Consider the following 19,346-nt stretch of genomic DNA (forward strand, 5'->3'; position numbering starts at 1 on the left):
GCAGCAAATACCCTACTCAACCGCCTGGGGCAATAGCTCACGCCGCGGTTGAGCTTGGATCTTCACTTGACCGGATTCATCCACATCAATGAGGGCAGTGTCGCCTTCGCGGATGCGGCCAGAGAGCATTTCCTCAGCCAAGGTGTCCTCCAAAAGGCGCATAATCGCTCGCCGCAGGGGCCGTGCTCCATAGCTGGGGTTGTAGCCCTCATCAATGAGCCGGTCCTTGAAGCGCTCGGTCACCTCCAAGGTGATGCCTTTTTCGGTGAGGCGCGAGAACACTTCCTTGAGGAGAATGTCGGCAATTTGCTTGACTTCGTCCTTCGTCAATTGGCGGAAGACAATAATCTCATCCAGGCGGTTGAGGAATTCAGGGCGGAAGTATTGCTTCAGTTCCTCATTCACCAAGGAGCGAATGCGATTGTATTGGGATTCAGCGGCATCCTCAGTACCAAACTCAAAGCCAAGGCCAGCCGCCCCCTTCTCAATCACCTTCGAGCCAATGTTCGAGGTCATGATCAAGAGGGTATTCTTGAAGTCAACGGTACGCCCCTTGGAGTCAGTAAGACGGCCATCTTCAAGGATTTGCAGCAGCAGGTTAAAGACATCGGGGTGCGCTTTCTCGATTTCATCGAAGAGCACCACCGTATAGGGACGCCGCCGCACGGCTTCGGTGAGCTGACCGCCCTCGTTGTAGCCCACATAGCCGGGGGGCGAACCGATGAGCTTAGAGACGGTATGCCGCTCCATGTATTCGGACATATCCAAGCGGATCATCGCCTCTTCAGAGCCAAAGAAGTAGGCCGCCAAGGCTTTCGTTAACTCCGTTTTACCGACACCGGTTGGCCCAGAGAAGATAAAGCTGGCAATGGGACGGTTGGGATTTTTGAGACCGACACGGGCACGGCGAATGGCGCGGGAGATCGCCTTCACCGCTTCATCTTGACCAATGACCCGCTGGTGTAAGGTCTCCTCCATGTGCAGCAGTTTTTCCGACTCGCTTTCGGTGAGCTTGCTCACGGGCACACCCGTCCAAGAGGCCACAATGTGGGCAATGTCTTCTTCGGTGACGACGGGGGTTTCCTCTTCACCGTTGGCGATTTCGGCTTTTTTCTGCTGGGCAATGGCACGGATTTGTGCTTTCAGTTCCATCTCGCGATCGCGCAGTTCACCCGCTTTGTCAAAGTTTTGGGCCCGCACGGCATCATCTTTTTCTTTGAGCACTTGCCGCAATTCGCGATCCAGTTCCTTGGCCGCAGGTGGTAGTTGCGAGTTAATCAGGCGCACCCGTGAGCCCGCTTCGTCAATGAGGTCAATGGCTTTGTCGGGTAGATAGCGATCGCTAATGTAGCGATCGGACAGCTTCGCTGCCGCCTCAAGGGCTTCATCGGAAATTTTCAGTTTGTGGTGCTTCTCATAGCGTTCCCGCAGACCATAGAGAATCTCAATGGTTTCCTCAACGGAGGGCTCACCCACCATCACCGGTTGGAAGCGCCGCTCCAGGGCGGCATCCCGCTCAATGTGTTTGCGGTACTCATCCAGCGTAGTGGCCCCAATGCACTGCAACTCACCGCGAGCCAGGGCGGGTTTGAGGATATTGGCTGCATCAATGGCACCCTCCGCCGCCCCAGCCCCAATTAACGTGTGCACCTCGTCAATCACTAAAATCACGTTACCGGCTTGGCGAATTTCATCCATGATCTTTTTCAGCCGCTCTTCAAACTCACCCCGGTACTTTGTGCCTGCCACCAAGAGGCCGATATCAAGGGTGACCACCCGCTTGTCTTCAAGAATATCGGGGACATCTTTGTTGGCAATGCGCTGGGCAAGACCTTCAGCAATCGCGGTTTTACCCACCCCCGGTTCACCGATCAGCACGGGGTTATTTTTGGTGCGACGACCCAGAATTTGAATCACCCGCTCAATTTCTTTTTGCCGACCCACCACGGGATCTAGCTTGCCCTCAATAGCCATCTGGGTGAGGTTGGCACCAAATTCGTCCAGCGTTGGCGTTTTGGTACGTCCTTGGCTAGCCCCCGCGGTCACCTCTGCGGTTTCCCCCAGCATCCGAATCACTTGAGTGCGCACTTTCGATAGATCAACACCCAAATTTTCAAGGACGCGGGCGGCCACCCCTTCCCCTTCGCGAATCAGTCCCAGCAGGAGGTGTTCGGTACCAATGTAGTTGTGACCCAGTTGGCGGGCTTCTTCAAGGGAGAGTTCTAACACTCGCTTGGCACGGGGGGTAAAGGGGATCTCCACCGCGACAAAACCAGACCCACGGCCAATAATTTTTTCCACTTCAATGCGGGCATCCTTGAGGTTCACGCCCATGGAACGTAGAACCTTGGCAGCCACACCGGTACCTTCCCCAATCAGTCCGAGGAGAATTTGTTCGGTACCGACAAAGTTGTGGCCGAGGCGGCGAGCCTCTTCCTGTGCCAGCATGATGACTTTGATGGCTTTTTCTGTAAAGCGTTCAAACATGACCCTTCCCCTAATGGCTCCTGCGTGCTGGTAACACTCATCTTAACACGTCCACTTTGGCGTGTTTTTGTATGCCAATTTACAGCCCTTTTGCCAAAATATGGAACAGACTCAGAACCGTCAAATCCACTTTCAAACAGGATCAATGTCCCTTGACCTACCCTATGGCATAGTCTAGATACAGGGCTGTACTCTTACTATAGATGTTGACTTATTTTTTTGCAGGTGTGGTTGCCCGTATTTGAGTTGAGATTTGGGGGGCTCTCCTGCGGCAACACTCCATTGATGAATTGGCCAGCCTCTTTAGGCTCAAAAGGCGATAGACTACACTTGCTGATGCCCAAATTTTTCCACAATGGCTAATTCTTCGCAGTTTTTCGCCGTTGAACCCTCGCAGCGGGCCCTGATTTTCGACATGGACGGGGTCATCTGCCATACGATGCCCTATCACCTGGAAGCTTGGCGCGTCTATGTGGAGCGCACCCCTGAACTGCGGCAGCACATCAACCTGGAACACCTGCGGCACATGGGGGGCAAACGCAATGCGGAACTGTTGCCGGAACTTCTAGGGCGATCGCTGAGCGAAGCGGAAATAGAGCGTTGGGGCGCGGGCAAAGAGGCGGTCTTTCGGGAACTGCTAGCACCCCATTTGGAACTGTTGCCGGGGTTATTGCCCTTTCTCAAAAGTGCCAAGGAAAAAGGCTACCGCTTGGGCTTAGGCACCTCCGCCTGTGCCGCCAATGTGGAATTGGTGCTCTCCTGTGAAGGGGTGGGTCACTTTTTCGATACGGTGGTGATGGAGCAGGATGTGCAGCGGGGCAAGCCCGATCCAGAATGCTATCTACTGGTGGCGGAGCGGTTACAGGTGGTGCCGCAGCACTGTCTTGTCTTTGAGGATGCCGTGGCGGGGGTTGTGGCAGCGGTGCGGGCAGGGATGCTCTGCTGGGGAGTGTTGACAACGCAATCGGCAATGACCCTTCAAGCCGCAGGGGCAGAGGTCTGTATTGAGGACTTTACCGATCCACGCCTTCAACGGCTATTGTCCTAGGGAATTTTCGGCGATCATGGGTACTGGCGCGTTAGGAATCCACCACATTGGGCGTTGATCTGCGCAGTTATGTCTATCTCGATTCCATCCAACCGCAACACGCGGCCTATTTGGGAACCGTGGCCCAAGGGTTTTTGCCATTGCCGGGGGACTGCTCCCTTTGGGTGGAGATTTCACCGGGCATTGATGTGAACCGCCTTTTGGATATTGCCCTGAAGTCTGCGGTGGTGCGGCCGGGAGTCTTATTTATTGAGCGACTCTACGGACTACTGGAGGTGCATTCAGGCAATCAGGGGGAAGTGCGGGCAGCGGGGCAGGCCATTTTAGATGCCATTGGCGCTCGAGTCCAGGATTGCTTGCGGCCACGGGTGATTTCAAGTCAAGTCATTCGCAACATTGATGCCCACCACACCCAACTGATTAACCGCTCCCGCCGGGGCAACATGATTCTAGCGGGACAAACCCTCTATGTCTTTGAGGTGGAACCGGCAGCCTATGCGGCACTGGCAGCGAATGAGGCTGAAAAGGCAGCACTCATTAATATCTTGCAGATTTCCGCTGTGGGCAGCTTTGGCCGTCTCTTTTTGGGGGGCGCAGAGCGGGATATTCTGGCGGCGGAACGGGCAGTCTTGGCTGCCATGGAACGCTTACCAGGGCGCGATAGTTTTAGCGATCGCCGGGAGTAGCTGCGGCATGGGCCTTTAACTTTCTCTCAAGGTGTTCGATAAAAGGACAAGGGTCACTGTCCTGTAGTTGATAAAACCCTCGCCAATTAAAGTTTTGCCAGTTAAAGGGAGCCTGCTTGGCAGCTGCTAGCCACAGGAGGCGCTTGGCACGGGTCATGGCGACGTAGAGCAGGCGATATTCCTCGGCGGTTTTGGCTGCTGTGGCTTTTTTGTAGGCAGTTTGCCAGTTGGGCAGCGGCTGGTTATGGCCGTAGGCCCGCAGTTGCGATCGCACCACGTCCATAAAATCCACCTCAGGACTGAGGAACTTAGCATTGGCAGCAACCCGACTCTCACCGGGGAGGGTTCTTTTCTCTAAAAAGGGGACAAAAACCGCATCCCAATCCAGCCCCTTGGCGCGATGCATCGTCATAATGGTTACCTGACCCGGTCGCACTAGGCGGCTATGGAGATCTTCCATCTCCACCGCTTGAAAGCGATCCGCTGCCACCAATTCTTGCCAACGGGGATAGATACGCTCCCACAGTTGCGTTGGTTCCTGCTGGGTCAATTCCCAGATCAGGCGATCGGTAGTGGCCAATTCAGCGGCATCATAGCCCAATTCCTGGGCGCAGTAGGTGATCAAGGGAAAGAGAGACAGCTCTAGGCGGGCTTTGAGGAGACGTTGGCAGTAGTGGCGTGCCTTCAGCACCGGTTCCTCGGCAGGGGGGTCTAAAGGACCGGGGTAGAGAAACACCTCTGGCTGGGCTGCCAAGCGATCCAAATTTTGGGGTGGAATGCGTTTGCGCTCCTGAAGCACCGTTAGGGCTGCCTTGACCGCTGCCGGAGAATAGGGACAGTGGAGAAAGTAGAGAATGTCCAGCAATTCCTTGGGCACCTGCGATCGCCGTTCGATGCCGGCCACGTCCAGCAGCAAAATTCCTTGAGCACAAAGGTCAATATCCAGGTTGAAGTCACTGGGCGATCGCAACACATCGGCAACAAATTCAGCCTGGCGGTTAGTGCGCACCAGCACCGCTACTGCAGCCTCTGGATGGGCCGCCAGCACCTGAGCAATGCGCTGCGCCAGATGCTTAACCGTCTCAACAACCGTTGGCGGTCGGGCAATTTCTACCCCTTGTCCCCAGGGGGGTGGGTTGGCCTCCGTTTGTTGATCCGTCGGCGACACACACTGAATGACTTGGTCACGGAAGGGGGGTTCTTGATCTTTGAGTGCCTGATTCGCCCATCGCACCAAATAGTTAGCGGCGCGAATGATCAGAGGGGTCGATCGCCCCGCTTGGGTCATTTCATAAAAGGCCTGCTGCTGAGCACATTCATCACAGAATTCATTAAAGAAGAGCGGGTCTGCTGCCGTAAACGTGGAGTTAATGGCTTGGTTGGGATCCCCCACCCGCACAAAATGAACTTGCCCGGTGGTGTGGTCCTCGGCTAGCAGTTTCAGTAACTGCGATTGCAGGGGGGTTGAGTCTTGAGCTTCATCCTCAAAGACGGCATACACGCGCTGTTGCCATTCCTGGCGGTACTGGCGATCGCCCTCTAGGAGTTGAACAGCTGCCAAAATCATTTCATCGTAGTCAATTTGCTCCCGCTGCGCCAGATAATTCTGGTACAGTTCCAAAAGGTCGGCACCAATCTCTAAAAAAGGGTAGGGTTCTGCTTCGGCTGCGCTTTCGGAGCGCAACTGCTGGGACAACTGCCGCAGATCATGGGGCATCAAAGCCATACTGCGGGCACTGCTCATAACGGTCTGGGCCAACTTCACCAAGATGTCGGTCAACAGTGCACTTTTGCGGCCATCGTGTTCAACGTCGCTCAGGGGACTGGTATCGCAACCTTGGATGAGTTGCTCGAGGATGTCGGGGTGCGATCGCGCCCACTCCTGAACACAGGTGATACAGAGGCGGCGCTGCTCATGCTCACTGATTAAATTCTCCCCACTCCAACGCAGACCCGCTGTGGGGTGGCTGGTGGCAATTTTCAAGGCCAAACTGTGGAGCGTCTGCACACTAAAGCCATTGCGGGGCAGCCCCATATCTTGTAGGTACTTGCGGATGCGCCCCTTGATATTGGCGGCAGCTGAACGACTGTAGGTGACTACCACCAGTTGCCGCTGTTGATGGAGCCTTTCCCGCGCGATGGCGATCGCTGCCCCTACCGCCATGCCGTGGGATTTGCCCGCCCCTGGCACTGCCGAGACTGCCAGCATTCCCCCTTGCCATTCACTGATTTCCCGTTGACCTGGACGTAGTGTCCCGAGGAGGTGACTCACCGTGGGGGAGAGTGGCAACGAGTTCATAGGAAAACTATTAAGAGGCCAAAAGATTGATTACAAAAACTGGCATTTACCGGCTGAATATCGGAAAATCGTATAATAGAATACAGAAAGTTAGGGACAGGTTGTTCCTTCAGAGAGACCACCTAAACACCTAAAGACGAGTCAATAGGATTCAGCGAGGAGCCTTGATTTAATTATGCAACTAATCTATCGCGGCGCTAAATACGAAACTTCTGAGCAGCACATTGCCCTTGTTGAATCGGGGACCAAGGGGCTCTACCGCGGTGCCCAATGGGTGGGGCAGAAGGCGGCTGAAACTGTTCCGCAACCCAATCATGTTCTGTGCTGGCGGGGGGTGACCTACCAAACCAACCGGGCGCCAGTGGCCACAACCGCTCCAAAGGCAAGTGCTGCCCCTTCGGTAGTGCCCCAGCGTAGGCGCGACTCCTGGGTCGAAGCCCATCGCCATGCGATTCTGAAAACGCTGGAGCGGCGGCTGCAAGTGGCCCGGAGTCAGGGCAACAAGGAACTCATCAGTCTGCTAGAAGAAGAGTGGCAGCAATTTGCCTAAGGTTTGGATCACCAAACCCCAACCTGTGGTGCCGTTGGTTACAGCGGCACTTTATTATTTTTTATTTTTTTTAACTTTTTTGTTTTTCATTGGTGATGCTCCTTCCCTTGGCGAAAGGCTGCCGCCTGGGCAAAGGCCGCCGCCGCCCGCGCGCGATCGCCCAAGGCTTCATAGGCACGCCCCAATTGTTCCGCGGCAATTTCCCGCACATAACCCAAAGGAAAAATCATCTGTTTGCTGTAGCCATTGGTGCGTCCCAGTTCAAGGCAATACTGAAAATAGGCCGTTGCCCCCAAAGGAAATCCCAAGGTCATCAGCCAGCGACCGGCCAAATCATTGAGGGGCGGATAGGTGGGAAACCAAGCCAAACTTTGCTGACACAGAAGTTGCAAGGTATCGTGATCCCCTGTGGCCAAGAGGCGCCGTCCCAGTTGATTGAGCATTTCCGGCAGGGCACCGGGGGCATTCTCAGGCAGTTGGCCGCTGAGGAGGTGAGGCAGGAGGCGGTCAAAGAGTTCCTGGTAGCAGTTCTCCGCCCCAGCGGCATTATTCACCGCCTGGTACATATCTGCCAAGGCAAAAAGGAGATTCAAAGGCAGACCTTCACTGGCACGGATGCGCTCCAAAATCGGGATGTTGCGATCGCGCATCTTAGCTTGAATTTGGGCGGGTTGATAGCCATAGTGATCAATGCGCAGGGTTTCCAGAGTACCAATGGTCAAGGATGCTGCGGCTGTGGAAACCAACTGCTCATGGAAGCGCCCCTGATAGCGCAGTGTCGGCAGATTGCGAAAGAGCCGCACAATGGCAAAGTCGGAAAATTGCTCCCCCGTGCCGATTTCCCGCCGTAGGAGCTGGTAGGCAGTGAAGGTACTGCCCGCCAATTGTTGTCCGAGGGGCACAGGGGGTTCTTGCAATGTCACCAGCACCTCATCGGCATCCATCACTAAAATCCAATCGCCTGTCGCCTGTTCTAGGGAGTAATTACGAGCGGCGGCAAAATCGTCTTGCCAGGAGAAGTGAAAGAGGCGGTCTGTAAACTGGCGTGCGATCGCCGGCGTCTCATCCCTGGAGCCAGTGTCAACAACAACAATTTCATCCACCCAGGGCTGAACACTGCCCAGACAGCGTGCCAAATGGGCAGCCTCATCTTTGACAATCAGACAGGCAGAAACCCGCACCATCTACAGGAGCTTTTCCAATTGTTGGCGCAGGCGATTCAGTTCACTTTCGGAGAACTCACTCTCCGCAGCGGGCGGCACGCGATTTTCCAGTTCCCAGTCGGTTTCTTCAACATTGCGTTCGGGGGGCGCCAAGAAGAGACGCTCAGCCTCATTTGTCGGCACAAATCCCGCGGGAACCAAGTGACAGCTATAGCCTGAGGATTCACAAAAGTCCTCAACTTCCTTGGCATCAATGGGAACGACACTGGGGGGATGAAAATCCTGTGCCTCTAGGAGCATGGCGTAGCGATTGGCATCGTCTTCGCTTTCAAACATCAGAATCAGGTTGCGATCGCCCAGTTGCAGAGAATGAATACCCTCATTTTCAGTCCCCGGGTTATAGAGCAACACGTAAACGCGCATGATGCCTCGCCAATGAAATCTCAACAGCGATTATAACGATTTTAGTTCACCCTACCCGTAGGATTTTTGAGTTCCGGGTCATCCGAATGCCAAAAATAGACTTTGGATTAGAACAATGTTTTTTCAGGTTCCCCCTTGAGCCGCTGCTCAAGCCAGGCTTGGCGATAGGTGAGTTCTAATTCGTTGCCAGTGCGACGAAAAATTTGTGCCTGCTGCAACAGAAAAGCCTGAAAGAGCCGCTGAAAGGCAAGGGCGATAATCGCGACCACCAAGCCAGAAGCAGTACTAATTAAGGCCTCACTAATGCCGAGACCTACCCCCATGGTTGCGGGTGTGCCAATATCCCCCAAGCGAATAGAACTGAGGGCACTAATGAGACCTAGCACTGTTCCCAACAAACCCAACAGAGGTGCCATCGTAATCGTTGCCTCTAGGACCTTTTCGCCCCGCCGCATGGCACTTAGTTCCTCATCGGCCGCAGCCTCTAGAGCCAAGCGAAAGATTTCTGGGTTGGTGTCAATCAGTTGTAAAGGAGTGTAGAGGAAGCGCCCAATGGGTTGATCACAGGCATTTGCCGCCAACTCAAGCGCCTCTTGCCAATCGTGGCGAGCGGCATCTAGAATTTGCTCCGCCAGTTTGGTCTCTCCTCGCAGAACCATGCCCCAAAACCAAAGCCGCTCAAAGATGGTGCCTAAGGTCAAGATCGAGAGGATCAGTAGTGGCCACATGGCCAAGCCACCACGGTTAAAAATTTCAGCGATATTCACGGCCAGTTCCCTGTCAGAGCATCCGACGTTTAGTATAGTCCAGCCGGTGGCGGCAATTGTTTCCCAACTTCTAGCAAACCGCACGGCCAAGGGGCTTGAACCACTGTTTCTGATGTCCCGTCTAATACAGTGATTACGTTAATGGAGCGATACCTCGCATGAGTGTATCTTTACCCCTATCAGCGGCAACCGCATCAACGGATATCGTGACCCAAGTGAACGATCCCGATCGCCCCCTGATTGAGCAGTGCCTTGCCGGGCATCCCAACGGCTTTCGGGAGCTGTATCAACGGCATCAGCAACGGGTGCGATCGCTCCTGTTTCAGTTGTGCGGTGCAGTTGCCCTTGATGATTTGGTGCAGGAGGTTTTCCTACGGGCATGGAAGGGGCTAAAGGGTCTCAAACACGAGGCAAAGTTTTCGACATGGCTCTACCGGATTGCTTGGAATGTGGCTTGCGACTACCGCCGTCAATTGGCAATGCGCAAATTGCGACATCAGCAATACTTGTCTCAAAGGGAGCCACTCACCCCTGGACTAGATCTACGGCAATTGCACTATGAAGATTTGGTACAGCGAGGGTTGGCTACATTGCCCTTAGAGTATCGCAGCGTTTTGGTCATGCACGATCTCCAGGGCTTACCCCAAAAAGAAATTGCTGAAATTCTGGGCATTCCCGTGGGTACTGTAAAATCCCGCCTCTTTCGTGCCCGTGGCACCTTGCGGACTTACTTTACCGAAGCCGGAGTCAGCCTATGAAACGTGAACCCCCACCTACGGAGGATACAAATTTGGTTAAGTTTTTGCAGATGTACGCGGGAACGCCCCCGCTACCACCTCCCTACTTGGAACAGCGTATTGTTCAAGCCGGTTTGCATCAATATCAACCGCGTAAGCGACGTGGGCAGCTCGTGTCTATTTTGGGGGTTGGCGCGATCGCCACTGCCACCAGTGTCTGGTTCCTCAAACCTGCGGCTCAAGTGGCGGAGCAGACACCTGCCGATGACCTAGAAACCTTCATTGCCAGCAATTGGCAAGCGCTGTTTGAGAGTGTGGAACCTGTCCCCTTCGAGTAAATCTTTTCTCACGTGATTTTTACGTTCGTTTTGTTAACTTTTGACACAGGAGACCACAGCAATGTTGAAAAAATCCCTTACTACCCTTTTGCTCTTTAGCACCCTCAGTTCCTTGGCAGTTGTGTTGCCCACCTTTGCAGGTCCCGCTGACGGTGGCATTGGTTGGGGTGCCAAAGTGGAGAATCTCAATCTCACCCCTGAACAACGCCAAAACTTACAGGCGGTGCGGCAGCGATATCAAAGCCAAATGGAGCAAACCCGTGCCCAACTGCGGACTGCCAAAGATGAACTGCGGCGGCTTATGGCCAGCAATGCTAGCGATGAGGAAATCCGCGCCAAACATGCCCAAGTGCAACAGCTTCAGCAGAAACTAGCAACATTACGGTTTGAAAGCATGCTGGCCACACGGAAAATTTTGACCCCTGAGCAGCGCCAAGCCCTGGCAGAACGCATGCAAAACCGTCAGGGTCAGCGGCGACTAGAGCGCTAGGTAACTGTTTTATAGGGCTTTGAGCCTTTTGGCGGTCAGGGCATCAGGCTCTGGCCGTTTTCTTTCGATTGGCAAAAGTCGATGGCATCCTGACTCCCATATTTCCTGAAGGGGATGGGAACTCCCGCCCTGCGCTTTAAGGCAGGAGGGCCACTCAGCAACCTAAGATCAGCAATTTTAGATCAGCAATTTTGAAAGATCAGCAATTTTGAGCGATTAAGTTCAGAATTTCTGTAGCGGCGCGATCAACGACGCCAGGAGTGCCCATGGCCGCTCGCATTTCCGCGTAGCCTGCCTGCATGGCCAATCGTTTTTCCGGGTGCTCCAATAGGGCAAAAGCTGCGGCGGTGATGTTCTCAATCGTGGCGCGATCCTGTAGGAGCTCGGGGACAATTTCTCTGCCAACCAGTAGGTTCGGAGGCGATACAAACTGGAGATCGAATTTGAGGAAGCGCCGATAAAGCCACAAACTTAGGGGATGCACACGGTAGATGACCACTTGGGGCACATTCAAAAGCGCCGTTTCTAAATTCACTGTGCCCGATTTGGCGATCGCCAGATCGGCGGCCGCCAGAACTTGCAGTGAGTCTGCCGCAAGGGTGACGCAAATGGGATATTGCTTGAGAGCTGCTTCAATGGCTGGACGATACTGCTGTAGAGACAAAGGTAGCCAAAAGCGGGCTTTAGGATAGGCTTTACCGATATTCGTAGCCGCCCCTAGGATCAAGGGCAACAGAGATTGAATTTCCTGTTTGCGCGAAAGGGGCAACAGGGCGATCGCCAGCTCATCGGCAGCAATCCCCAGACTTTGGCGTGCCACCTCACGACTAGGAGCGGCGGCCATACGATCCAACAGCGGATGCCCTACCCACACCACATTGGCCCCGTGACGGCGATAATAGCTTGCCTCCTCCGGAAAAATGGCCAGCAGGCGATCGCTGAGGGCAACAATCTGCCGGGTCGTCTTGAGGCTATGGGACCAGACCCACTCCTGGGGGGCAATATAATAGACCATTGGGATGGCAAAGTGCCGCCGAATAAACTGCCCCATGGCCACATTGCCACCAATGTAATCAATCAGAACCACCAAGTCCGGCGGATGCTGCTGTAGGTAGCGACGTGCCTTCAGTTGCAGGGCGATCGTGGGTTTGATGAGGGGCAGGGCTTCTAGCAGTCCCACCGAGCCAATACTCCCCGTATTAAAGAGCACCTTTGCCCCTGCTGCTGCCATGCGATCGCCCCCCAGGGCAGAAATTTCCAAAGGAATTCCCCGCTCTGCAGCCAAGCGATAGAGTGCCTTCACCAGTAGCGCACCCTGCAAATCCCCGGACACTTCCCCCGTACTAATGAACAGATGCGCCATGCTTAGCCCCGCACTGCCGCCACTGGTTGACAGACTTGATCCGCAAATTCCTGTTCGCTGGCGGCCATTTCCTGTACGGCTGCGGCCATAATCTCAGGGATGGATTGTCCTGCTGCATACTGAGCCAACCATTGCTGGGCGGTATTTCCCTGTCGCAGGATTTTCTTGATCGGTGCCAGAAAGCAGCTAAAGCCCTGTGCTTTGGCGATTGGCCAGACCTCCTCATAGAGCTCTGCTATCCAGGCAGCTGCCGTTAGTTGCCGGCGATCGCGCCAGTGGGTCAACACCGCCTCAAGGCTACGTTTTGCAGCAAGCTGCTCATTCGCATCTGCCAGTTGTACCAAGGTCTCGCGATCGCCCCAGCGCAACGGATCCAGGTCAGGGGTGTCGAGCAATTGCAGCAGCCGCGCCTCTAGGAGAGCCGTAATGGCCAGTAGGGCAATGGGATCCGTCACCAAATCACAAATGCGCAGTTCCAGACGATTCAGATCGTAGGGCCGGCGATCGCCATTGGGACGCACAGCACTCCAGAGATGCCGCACATTTTGCATCGTGCCCTGTTGCAGTTGCGCCTCCGTCCACTCAATAAAGTGGGCATGGCTAGTAAATAGGGGCACTTGGGGTGGCGTTTTAGGAAAGATGGCCCAACGGGTGGAGTGATAGCCCGTAACCTGGCCATCGAGAAACGGTGAAGCAGCACTGAGGGCTAGAAACAGGGGTGCCTCTAACCGCACCAAGCGACAGGCACGCATCAACTCCTCTGGATCGCGCAAACCAATATTGATGTGGACACTGGCCGTCACCACCCGCGTGCCGTAGGTTTGCTCAATGTAGGTGTGATAAGGATTCTGGGGGTCAGAACGATAAAAGCGTTGAGTATCACCAAGACTCAGGGTGCTGCCCGGAACCAGCGTTAAGTCCCCCAAGGACTGCAGATAGGCCCGCAGCCGAAAGCGGGGGCGCAGCAAGTCACAGAGGGCTTGATCATAGAGATAGACAGGGGGCGTCGTAAATTCCACATTGCGGCTATCCGGTTCACGCACAAACCCCGGCAAGTCCCTCACAATGCGATCGGACAATCCCACAATCTTGCCTGTGGGTTTACCCGTATAGAGTTCAACCTCAAAGCCCTTTGACAGCATGGCAGCCCCTTAACTGAGTTGGCTGAGCGGGCAACCCCGCATAAATGGGGAGTTTTTAGATACTTAGTCACAATACCACGCTCTCGCCCTTGCCGCATACATGAACATTCCTGAAACTGCCACTGTAAGCATAACAATCTGATAGGATAGCCTGTAGTGCAAATTACACTGGCCAGTAGGAGTTTTCGCATGTTTGGTCAGCGGCGAGTCCAAGCAGATGTGCGTGTCGGGCGTCTCTTAGATCAATTGGGGATTCGTTACCAAGTGGATGAGGATGGCGATTACCGTGTTATTTTTGATCTAGGTAACGGGCGATCGCAACAAGCCTTTATTGACTCGCAGACCCAACAACTGGGCAGCTACGAGATTCGCGATGTCTGGTCAATTGGCTACATCTGTGACGGCTATCTTGACCAAGAGATAGCTAACTATCTCTTAATTGAAAATAGCACTAAGAAAATTGGCGCTTGGGAATTGCGCCCCCTTGCTGATAATAAATACATTGCTGTGTTCTGTAACAAAGTCGCCGCTGATTGTGATGCAGAAGCCCTCAATATGAGTATCCGTATCGTCTTACAGGTGGCTGACGAATTAGAAAAAATTCTTGAGGCGGGCGATCGCCTCTAGTTTTTAGTTGTTCTAAACCATCCTCAGCACTGATTGCCGCCTAGGGTGACGCCAGATGCGAGCTGCTGACTGATTCAAACCCCTCGCCGCCACAACTCAAGGGGGGTAAATCATTTCAAAAATAGAAAAAAGATTTTTTGTGGTATCCCTGCTGCCTATTCCGACTAACTGCGCCGGATAACACATTAGCTGCGATCGCTAGAGGCACACCCTAGCGGGTTGCAGTGGTCTCAATATTATGTACCAAATTAAAATATGTGCCAAATTAGCAGGAAAACTGAAGCAGCCAAAACCAATGCTCCTCGGAAGAAGGAACACGATTACACCAGCAATCAGCATATATTCATCGCCGTATTGAGCATTTCAAAAACCTACCCTTAGAGATGCTTTCAGAATCCTTTGTTCAAAATCTCAGTGACGAAGATCAGTTTTTTCTGCTCTTGGCCATGAAACAAGAAGAAAAGGATAAGCAGTGGGAGCATCCCGTTAGGACCGGTCTCGGAATTGCTGCGCCAGCGGGGGTCATCCTCCTGCTCTCTCAGCTCTTTTTTGGTAATCCCTCTTAATTTGAATGGGTTTGAATGGAGAAGCGCCATCAGGAAGAAAAAGCATGCACCACTCTTTTTAGGGGGAGCCTGTCCCTAAAACCCATCCTACCCCTACCTTGAGCGAAATAAAATGTGGTAGCATATCTGCTCTGGCATTATAGATAGTGTTTAGCTATGCCCAAGGTTCTGGTTTCCGATCCCATTGAACAGGTGGGGCTTGATTTGCTTGCCCAAGTGGCACAAGTAGATGTCAAAATCGGCCTCTCAGAGGAAGAACTGATCAAAATTATTCCCGACTACGATGCCCTCATGATTCGATCGGGAACCAAGGTCACGAAAGAGGTGATTGAGGCTGCCAACCAACTGAAAATTATTGGCCGGGCTGGGGTGGGTGTAGATAACGTTGATGTGCCTGCCGCCACTCGCAAAGGGATTATGGTGGTCAACTCTCCGGAGGGCAACACCATTGCTGCTGCGGAGCACACCTTAGCGATGATGCTCTCCCTTGCCCGTCATATTCCCGATGCCAATGCTGCGGTTAAAGCGGGCCAGTGGGATCGCAAACGCTTCACAGGGGTAGAAATTTACAAGAAAACCCTTGGCATTATTGGCTTGGGTAAAATTGGCTCCCATGTAGCCACGGTTGCCCGGGCCATGGGGATGAAACTCCTTGCCTATGACCCCTATCTTTCAACGGAGCGAGCTGAACAACTGGGCTGCCGCCTTGTGGAGTTGGATGTTCTCTTTGCGGAGTCAGACTTTATTACACTGCACTTGCCAAAGACTCCCGAAACGCAGCATCTGATCAACGCTAAAACTATTGCTAAGATGAAGCCCACGGCCCGCATTATTAACTGTGCGCGGGGCGGCATTATTGATGAGGCAGCCCTTGTGGAAGCGCTCAAGAGTGGTAGGCTGGCGGGGGCGGCCCTCGATGTCTTTGAAAATGAACCCCTTGAGGCCGATTCTCCCCTGCGGGGTCTGGGCATGGAAGCCATCTTGACTCCCCACTTGGGGGCGTCTACTGAGGAAGCACAGGTGAATGTGGCTATTGATGTCGCTGAGCAAATTCGCGATGTCCTCCTGGGATTGCCGGCGCGATCGGCAGTGAATATCCCCGGTCTGCGTCCAGAGGTCCTAGAAAAACTAGCGCCCTATATGCAGTTGGCGGAAACCCTTGGTAACTTGGTGGGGCAGTTGGCTGGTGGTCGGGTCGAGTCTCTGGAAGTCCGTTTGCAAGGAGAACTGGCCACTAATGACAGTCAGCCCATTGTGATTGCTGCGCTGAAGGGGTTGCTTTCCCCAGCCTTGCGGGAGCGGGTCAACTATGTGAATGCTGGGTTAGAAGCCAAGGAGCGGGGAATTCGCGTAGTTGAGACTCGCGATGAGTCGCAGCGCGACTATGCCGGCTCCCTGACGTTGATTGCCAAAAGCCCATCGGTGACGCGCTCGGTGTCTGGAGCTTTGCTCTCCCACAATGAATTGCGCATCACCAGTATTGATGACTTTCCCATTAGTGTGGCGCCAACCCGTTATATGCTGCTGACATTGCACCGCGATATGCCCGGCATTATCGGCAAGATTGGCACCCAGTTGGGGAGTTTCAATGTCAACATTGCCAGTATGCAGGTGGGACGCAAGATGGTGCGCGGCAATGCGGTGATGGTGATTAGCTTGGACGATCCCCTACCCGAAGGACTCTTGGAGGAAATCCTCAAGGTCCCCGGTATTCGGGATGCCTATATCGTGAATTTGTAGGCACGGTTGTGGTGCAGCGTTGGTGGGAAATTACCGTCACTTGCCAAGCTGAGGCGGAAGAGCTGGTCTATTGGCGCCTGCAATCCTTTGGCTGTCAAGGAACGGCAACTCAACTACAGCAGGGACGGGTGTTGATCCAAGGCTATGTGCCGCAGCAGCAGGTGACCTTACTGGATATTGCTGCCCTAGGGGTTTGGATTGAGCAGGATGTGGTGGCCCAGGGCTATCTCTCGCCAAAACTCCACTGGCAGTTGGTGAACGAGCAGGATTGGGCCCATAGTTGGCAAGCCTATTGGCACCCGATACCCGTGGGCGATCGCCTGCTGATTTGTCCCGCTTGGGAAATGCCGCCCCTCGATAACACACGCTTGGTCATCAAACTGGATCCCGGCATGGCCTTTGGCACAGGCACCCATGAAACCACCCAGCTTTGCCTTGAAGCCCTAGAGATGCAATTGGATCAGACCTTTGAGCCGCTGCCGCCCACGGTAATTGCTGATATTGGCTGTGGTAGTGGCATTCTGGCGATCGCCAGCCTCTCGCTGGGGGCACAAAAAGCCTATGCCGTGGACACCTCGGATCTTGCCGTCACCGCCACTCAACGGAATGCAGAACTGAATGGCATTGGAGCCGACCAGTTGATTGTCCGCCAAGGAAGTTGGGAGCAGGTTCTCGAACTCGTTGATGGGGTCGTCTGTAACATTTTGGCCTCTGTGATTATTGAGATTCTGCCCCACTTGCCCGCAATTGTGAAACCCAAGGGCTGGGGTATCTTTAGTGGCATTCTCTTGGATCAAGCAGATCGTGTTGCAGAACAACTGAAACAACAGGGCTGGAGCTTGGGGAGTGTCTGGCGACGGAACGAGTGGTGTTGTCTCAATGCTCGCTTTGAACGTTTGCCAGACTAAAGGGAGCTAGCTTTTCACCTTGGCCGCAGGTCGCAGCAAAGAATAGGAGGTCATCACTTCTTGATAACAGGCCTCTAGGCGATCCAAGTTGTGACTAAGGCTATAGCGCTGCAGCACTCGTTGACGGGCTTTGTCCCCCAGGAGGCGAATCATTTCCGGATGTTGATAAAAAATGGGCAGCAGCGCCTGCAACTGGGTTTTCACATACTGGGGATTCAAGACAATGCCGGCACCGGTGAGCACTTCACCATCAGCACCGACATCAGTGGCCAAGCAGGCCAAGCCACAGGCCATGGCCTCTAGGAGCGAAAGGGATAACCCCTCAATTTGCGAGGGCAGGATGAAGACATCACAGCCACGTAAAATTTGCAGCCGTTCTTGATCATTGATGATCGAGCCGAGCCAGAGAATATTTTGCTCCGGACCGTAATTCGCCATCAGTGAGGGCATCAGCGCCCCACCCCCCACCATCAGCAACTTACAATCCGAGGGCATTTCTGCTGCGCACCAAGCGCGCAGGAGCGCTTCAACATTTTTCTCAATGGCCATTCGCCCTTGGTAGACATAGAGGTAGCGCGCCTTAAAGTCCTCTTTGGCCGTAGAAGGTCCTGGGGTATATTTGCGCGTATCCACCCCATTGGGAATCACTCGCAGGGTCTCAGCACCGACCCCAAGACGAATCAGCAGTTCCTTTTGCGATTGGGAAAAGACAATTACGCGGTCATAGCGAGCTAAAAAGGGGGCATAGAGCTGGTAAGTCATCAAGGCGGTACCCGCCGTTAGGGTACGATACTTTTCGCTATAGGCAGGATGAAATGTGGCAACTAGGGGAATCTTTAACTCTTCGCAGATGTCAGGAAGAAAGAAATCGAGGGGAGACAGGGTCAATGAGGCGTGGACAATATCGGGTTTGAGTTTCTTGAGGGATTCAACCAGAACTTTGTTGGCTCGCAGGGAGGGCAGGGTATAGACTTGCGATTTATAGAGGCAAGGGAGCGTTACATCTGGCATCTCACCTTCGCGCTCAGCTTCCTGTTCATCCTCTTGGGCAAAATGCAGAAAGCTCACCTGATAACCGCGATCCAATAGGCCATTGGTAATTTCACGACTATAGGTGACATTGCCACAGGGGGGAGATTTTTTGCCAAGCCACGCGATATGTAAAGCCACAATTAGGGATTCCTTTTTATGCGTTGTCCATGGAGCCTATTTATAGAGCAGCGGTACCCACTTGATCAATGATGCGGATGGGACCATTGACATCGCCGCTGAGAAACTGCCGCAAATAGGGATTATCTGTTGTCTGAGCTTCCCTTTGGGTTCCCTCCCAATAAATGCGCCCTTGATAGAGCAGGATCAAGCGATCCCCCGTGTGTTCAATCGTACTGTTTTGGTGGGTCACGACAACGTAGGCATGACCCGTCTTCTCCTGTAATTCACGAATCAGATCCTCAATCACTGTCGAGGCAATGGGATCTAGCCCTGCCGTTGGCTCATCGTAAAGCAGGAGATAGGGATCATCATCGGGGTCTTCCGGATTATCGACAATGGCACGGGCAAAGCTGACTCGCTTGCGCATCCCCCCAGACAACTGCGCTGGGTAGAGGTCTTCGATGCCAGAGAGGCCGACCATCGCCAGTTTTTCACTGACAATTTCGCGGATGCGGGCTTCGGGCAAACGGGTGTGCTGGTACAAATAAAAGCCAACATTCTCAGCAACCGTGAGGGAGTCAAAGAGGGCAGATTGCTGAAAGACCATGCTCATGCGCAACCGGCACAGACCATCCTGGCGTAAGCCTTGGCGGCGTTGACCGGCCACATAAACTTCGCCCCGATCAGGAGCAAGTAACCCAGCAATAATTCGCAGAAGCGTTGACTTGCCAGTCCCAGAAGGTCCCAGAATCACAAGGGCATCCTGGGGATAAATCACTAAATCCACACCATTGAGGACAGGCTTATTGCCAAAGGCTTTGCAGACACCGCGCAGCTCTACCAATGGTTCGGCCATGTGA

The 19,346-nt window shown here is 53.7% G+C and carries 18 protein-coding genes; 9 read left to right on the forward strand and 9 right to left on the reverse strand.

The window, feature by feature from the left end; all coding sequences use genetic code 11:
- Positions 1 to 12: 12 nt before the first annotated feature.
- Positions 13 to 2,487, reverse strand: coding sequence for an ATP-dependent Clp protease ATP-binding subunit (locus Q0W94_RS07910; RefSeq protein ID WP_297757514.1), 2,475 nt, complete (start codon positions 2,485 to 2,487; stop codon positions 13 to 15).
- A gap of 355 nt (positions 2,488 to 2,842) precedes the next feature.
- Here Q0W94_RS07910 and Q0W94_RS07915 point away from each other — a divergent pair, with 355 nt between their 5' ends.
- The gene (locus tag Q0W94_RS07915) at positions 2,843 to 3,535 is read left to right on the forward strand and encodes an HAD family phosphatase (RefSeq protein ID WP_297757516.1); all 693 of its coding nucleotides are present in this window, start codon (positions 2,843 to 2,845) and stop codon (positions 3,533 to 3,535) included.
- 47 nt (positions 3,536 to 3,582) lie between these two features.
- Positions 3,583 to 4,221, forward strand: coding sequence for a carboxysome structural protein (locus tag Q0W94_RS07920; protein WP_024123910.1), 639 nt, complete (start codon positions 3,583 to 3,585; stop codon positions 4,219 to 4,221).
- Here Q0W94_RS07920 and Q0W94_RS07925 read toward each other — a convergent pair.
- Complete coding sequence (locus Q0W94_RS07925; RefSeq protein ID WP_297757520.1) at positions 4,202 to 6,520, reverse strand: ATP-dependent helicase; 2,319 nt, start codon at positions 6,518 to 6,520, stop codon at positions 4,202 to 4,204. The genes Q0W94_RS07920 and Q0W94_RS07925 overlap by 20 nt on opposite strands.
- Positions 6,521 to 6,695: 175 nt before the next feature.
- Here Q0W94_RS07925 and Q0W94_RS07930 point away from each other — a divergent pair, with 175 nt between their 5' ends.
- Entirely contained in the window at positions 6,696 to 7,070 is a 375-nt protein-coding gene (locus Q0W94_RS07930; RefSeq protein ID WP_297757523.1) for a DUF4278 domain-containing protein, read from the forward strand.
- Positions 7,071 to 7,156: 86 nt separating this feature from the next.
- On the opposite strand, the gene Q0W94_RS07935 is transcribed toward Q0W94_RS07930, so the two are convergent.
- From Q0W94_RS07935 to Q0W94_RS07945, 3 genes are all read right to left on the reverse strand, one after another.
- The gene (locus tag Q0W94_RS07935; protein ID WP_297757525.1) at positions 7,157 to 8,254 is read right to left on the reverse strand and encodes a glycosyltransferase family 2 protein; all 1,098 of its coding nucleotides are present in this window, start codon (positions 8,252 to 8,254) and stop codon (positions 7,157 to 7,159) included.
- Entirely contained in the window at positions 8,255 to 8,656 is a 402-nt protein-coding gene (locus tag Q0W94_RS07940) for a DUF3110 domain-containing protein (protein ID WP_297757528.1), read from the reverse strand.
- Between the two features lie 107 nt (positions 8,657 to 8,763).
- Positions 8,764 to 9,423, reverse strand: a complete 660-nt coding sequence (locus Q0W94_RS07945; protein WP_297757530.1) for a MotA/TolQ/ExbB proton channel family protein — start codon at positions 9,421 to 9,423, stop codon at positions 8,764 to 8,766.
- Positions 9,424 to 9,581: 158 nt separating this feature from the next.
- Here Q0W94_RS07945 and Q0W94_RS07950 point away from each other — a divergent pair, with 158 nt between their 5' ends.
- The 3 genes from Q0W94_RS07950 (at position 9,582) to Q0W94_RS07960 (ending at position 10,988) form a co-directional block, all read left to right on the forward strand.
- Positions 9,582 to 10,181, forward strand: a complete 600-nt coding sequence (locus Q0W94_RS07950) for a sigma-70 family RNA polymerase sigma factor (protein WP_297757533.1) — start codon at positions 9,582 to 9,584, stop codon at positions 10,179 to 10,181.
- Positions 10,178 to 10,498 (forward strand): hypothetical protein, encoded by a 321-nt coding sequence (locus Q0W94_RS07955; RefSeq protein WP_297757536.1) that lies wholly within the window; start codon positions 10,178 to 10,180, stop codon positions 10,496 to 10,498. The genes Q0W94_RS07950 and Q0W94_RS07955 overlap by 4 nt, the downstream gene beginning before the upstream one ends.
- Before the next feature lie 61 nt (positions 10,499 to 10,559).
- Positions 10,560 to 10,988, forward strand: a complete 429-nt coding sequence (locus Q0W94_RS07960; protein WP_297757540.1) for a Spy/CpxP family protein refolding chaperone — start codon at positions 10,560 to 10,562, stop codon at positions 10,986 to 10,988.
- 199 nt (positions 10,989 to 11,187) lie between these two features.
- On the opposite strand, the gene lpxB is transcribed toward Q0W94_RS07960, so the two are convergent.
- Both lpxB and gshA read right to left on the reverse strand, forming a co-directional pair.
- Positions 11,188 to 12,351 (reverse strand): lipid-A-disaccharide synthase, encoded by a 1,164-nt coding sequence (gene lpxB / locus Q0W94_RS07965; RefSeq protein ID WP_297757542.1) that lies wholly within the window; start codon positions 12,349 to 12,351, stop codon positions 11,188 to 11,190.
- A 2-nt stretch (positions 12,352 to 12,353) separates the two neighbouring features.
- Positions 12,354 to 13,493: a glutamate--cysteine ligase gene (gene gshA, locus Q0W94_RS07970; protein WP_297757545.1), complete on the reverse strand. Its 1,140-nt coding sequence runs from the start codon at positions 13,491 to 13,493 to the stop codon at positions 12,354 to 12,356.
- Between the two features lie 156 nt (positions 13,494 to 13,649).
- Here gshA and Q0W94_RS07975 point away from each other — a divergent pair, with 156 nt between their 5' ends.
- The 3 genes from Q0W94_RS07975 to prmA all read left to right on the forward strand — a co-directional run bounded on the left by Q0W94_RS07975 (position 13,650) and on the right by prmA (position 17,334).
- On the forward strand, positions 13,650 to 14,120 hold the full coding sequence (locus Q0W94_RS07975) for a hypothetical protein (protein ID WP_297757548.1): 471 nt from the start codon (positions 13,650 to 13,652) through the stop codon (positions 14,118 to 14,120).
- Positions 14,121 to 14,842: 722 nt separating this feature from the next.
- Positions 14,843 to 16,426, forward strand: a complete 1,584-nt coding sequence (gene serA, locus Q0W94_RS07980; RefSeq protein WP_297757551.1) for a phosphoglycerate dehydrogenase — start codon at positions 14,843 to 14,845, stop codon at positions 16,424 to 16,426.
- Positions 16,427 to 16,434: 8 nt separating this feature from the next.
- Complete coding sequence (gene prmA, locus Q0W94_RS07985; RefSeq protein ID WP_297757554.1) at positions 16,435 to 17,334, forward strand: 50S ribosomal protein L11 methyltransferase; 900 nt, start codon at positions 16,435 to 16,437, stop codon at positions 17,332 to 17,334.
- Positions 17,335 to 17,340: 6 nt separating this feature from the next.
- Here prmA and Q0W94_RS07990 read toward each other — a convergent pair whose 3' ends face one another.
- Together Q0W94_RS07990 and Q0W94_RS07995 are read right to left on the reverse strand one after the other, a co-directional pair.
- Entirely contained in the window at positions 17,341 to 18,504 is a 1,164-nt protein-coding gene (locus tag Q0W94_RS07990; RefSeq protein WP_297757557.1) for a glycosyltransferase family 4 protein, read from the reverse strand.
- Positions 18,505 to 18,544: 40 nt separating this feature from the next.
- Entirely contained in the window at positions 18,545 to 19,342 is a 798-nt protein-coding gene (locus Q0W94_RS07995; RefSeq protein ID WP_315863055.1) for an ABC transporter ATP-binding protein, read from the reverse strand.
- Positions 19,343 to 19,346: the final 4 nt, after the last annotated feature.

This window comes from Thermosynechococcus sp. (assembly GCF_025999095.1).
Classification (GTDB): domain Bacteria; phylum Cyanobacteriota; class Cyanobacteriia; order Thermosynechococcales; family Thermosynechococcaceae; genus Thermosynechococcus.

Bases quoted from the DNA above. Each gene is read 5' to 3' on its own strand.
- Q0W94_RS07910 (WP_297757514.1), bottom strand. From the start codon at position 2,487: ATGTTTGAACGCTTTACAGAAAAAGCCATCAAAGTCATCATGCTGGCA.
- Q0W94_RS07915 (WP_297757516.1), top strand. From the start codon at position 2,843: ATGGCTAATTCTTCGCAGTTTTTCGCCGTTGAACCCTCGCAGCGGGCC.
- Q0W94_RS07925 (WP_297757520.1), bottom strand. From the start codon at position 6,520: ATGAACTCGTTGCCACTCTCCCCCACGGTGAGTCACCTCCTCGGGACA.
- Q0W94_RS07930 (WP_297757523.1), top strand. From the start codon at position 6,696: ATGCAACTAATCTATCGCGGCGCTAAATACGAAACTTCTGAGCAGCAC.
- Q0W94_RS07935 (WP_297757525.1), bottom strand. From the start codon at position 8,254: ATGGTGCGGGTTTCTGCCTGTCTGATTGTCAAAGATGAGGCTGCCCAT.
- Q0W94_RS07940 (WP_297757528.1), bottom strand. From the start codon at position 8,656: ATGCGCGTTTACGTGTTGCTCTATAACCCGGGGACTGAAAATGAGGGT.
- Q0W94_RS07950 (WP_297757533.1), top strand. From the start codon at position 9,582: ATGAGTGTATCTTTACCCCTATCAGCGGCAACCGCATCAACGGATATC.
- Q0W94_RS07955 (WP_297757536.1), top strand. From the start codon at position 10,178: ATGAAACGTGAACCCCCACCTACGGAGGATACAAATTTGGTTAAGTTT.
- Q0W94_RS07960 (WP_297757540.1), top strand. From the start codon at position 10,560: ATGTTGAAAAAATCCCTTACTACCCTTTTGCTCTTTAGCACCCTCAGT.
- lpxB (WP_297757542.1), bottom strand. From the start codon at position 12,351: ATGGCGCATCTGTTCATTAGTACGGGGGAAGTGTCCGGGGATTTGCAG.
- gshA (WP_297757545.1), bottom strand. From the start codon at position 13,493: ATGCTGTCAAAGGGCTTTGAGGTTGAACTCTATACGGGTAAACCCACA.
- serA (WP_297757551.1), top strand. From the start codon at position 14,843: ATGCCCAAGGTTCTGGTTTCCGATCCCATTGAACAGGTGGGGCTTGAT.
- Q0W94_RS07995 (WP_315863055.1), bottom strand. From the start codon at position 19,342: ATGGCCGAACCATTGGTAGAGCTGCGCGGTGTCTGCAAAGCCTTTGGC.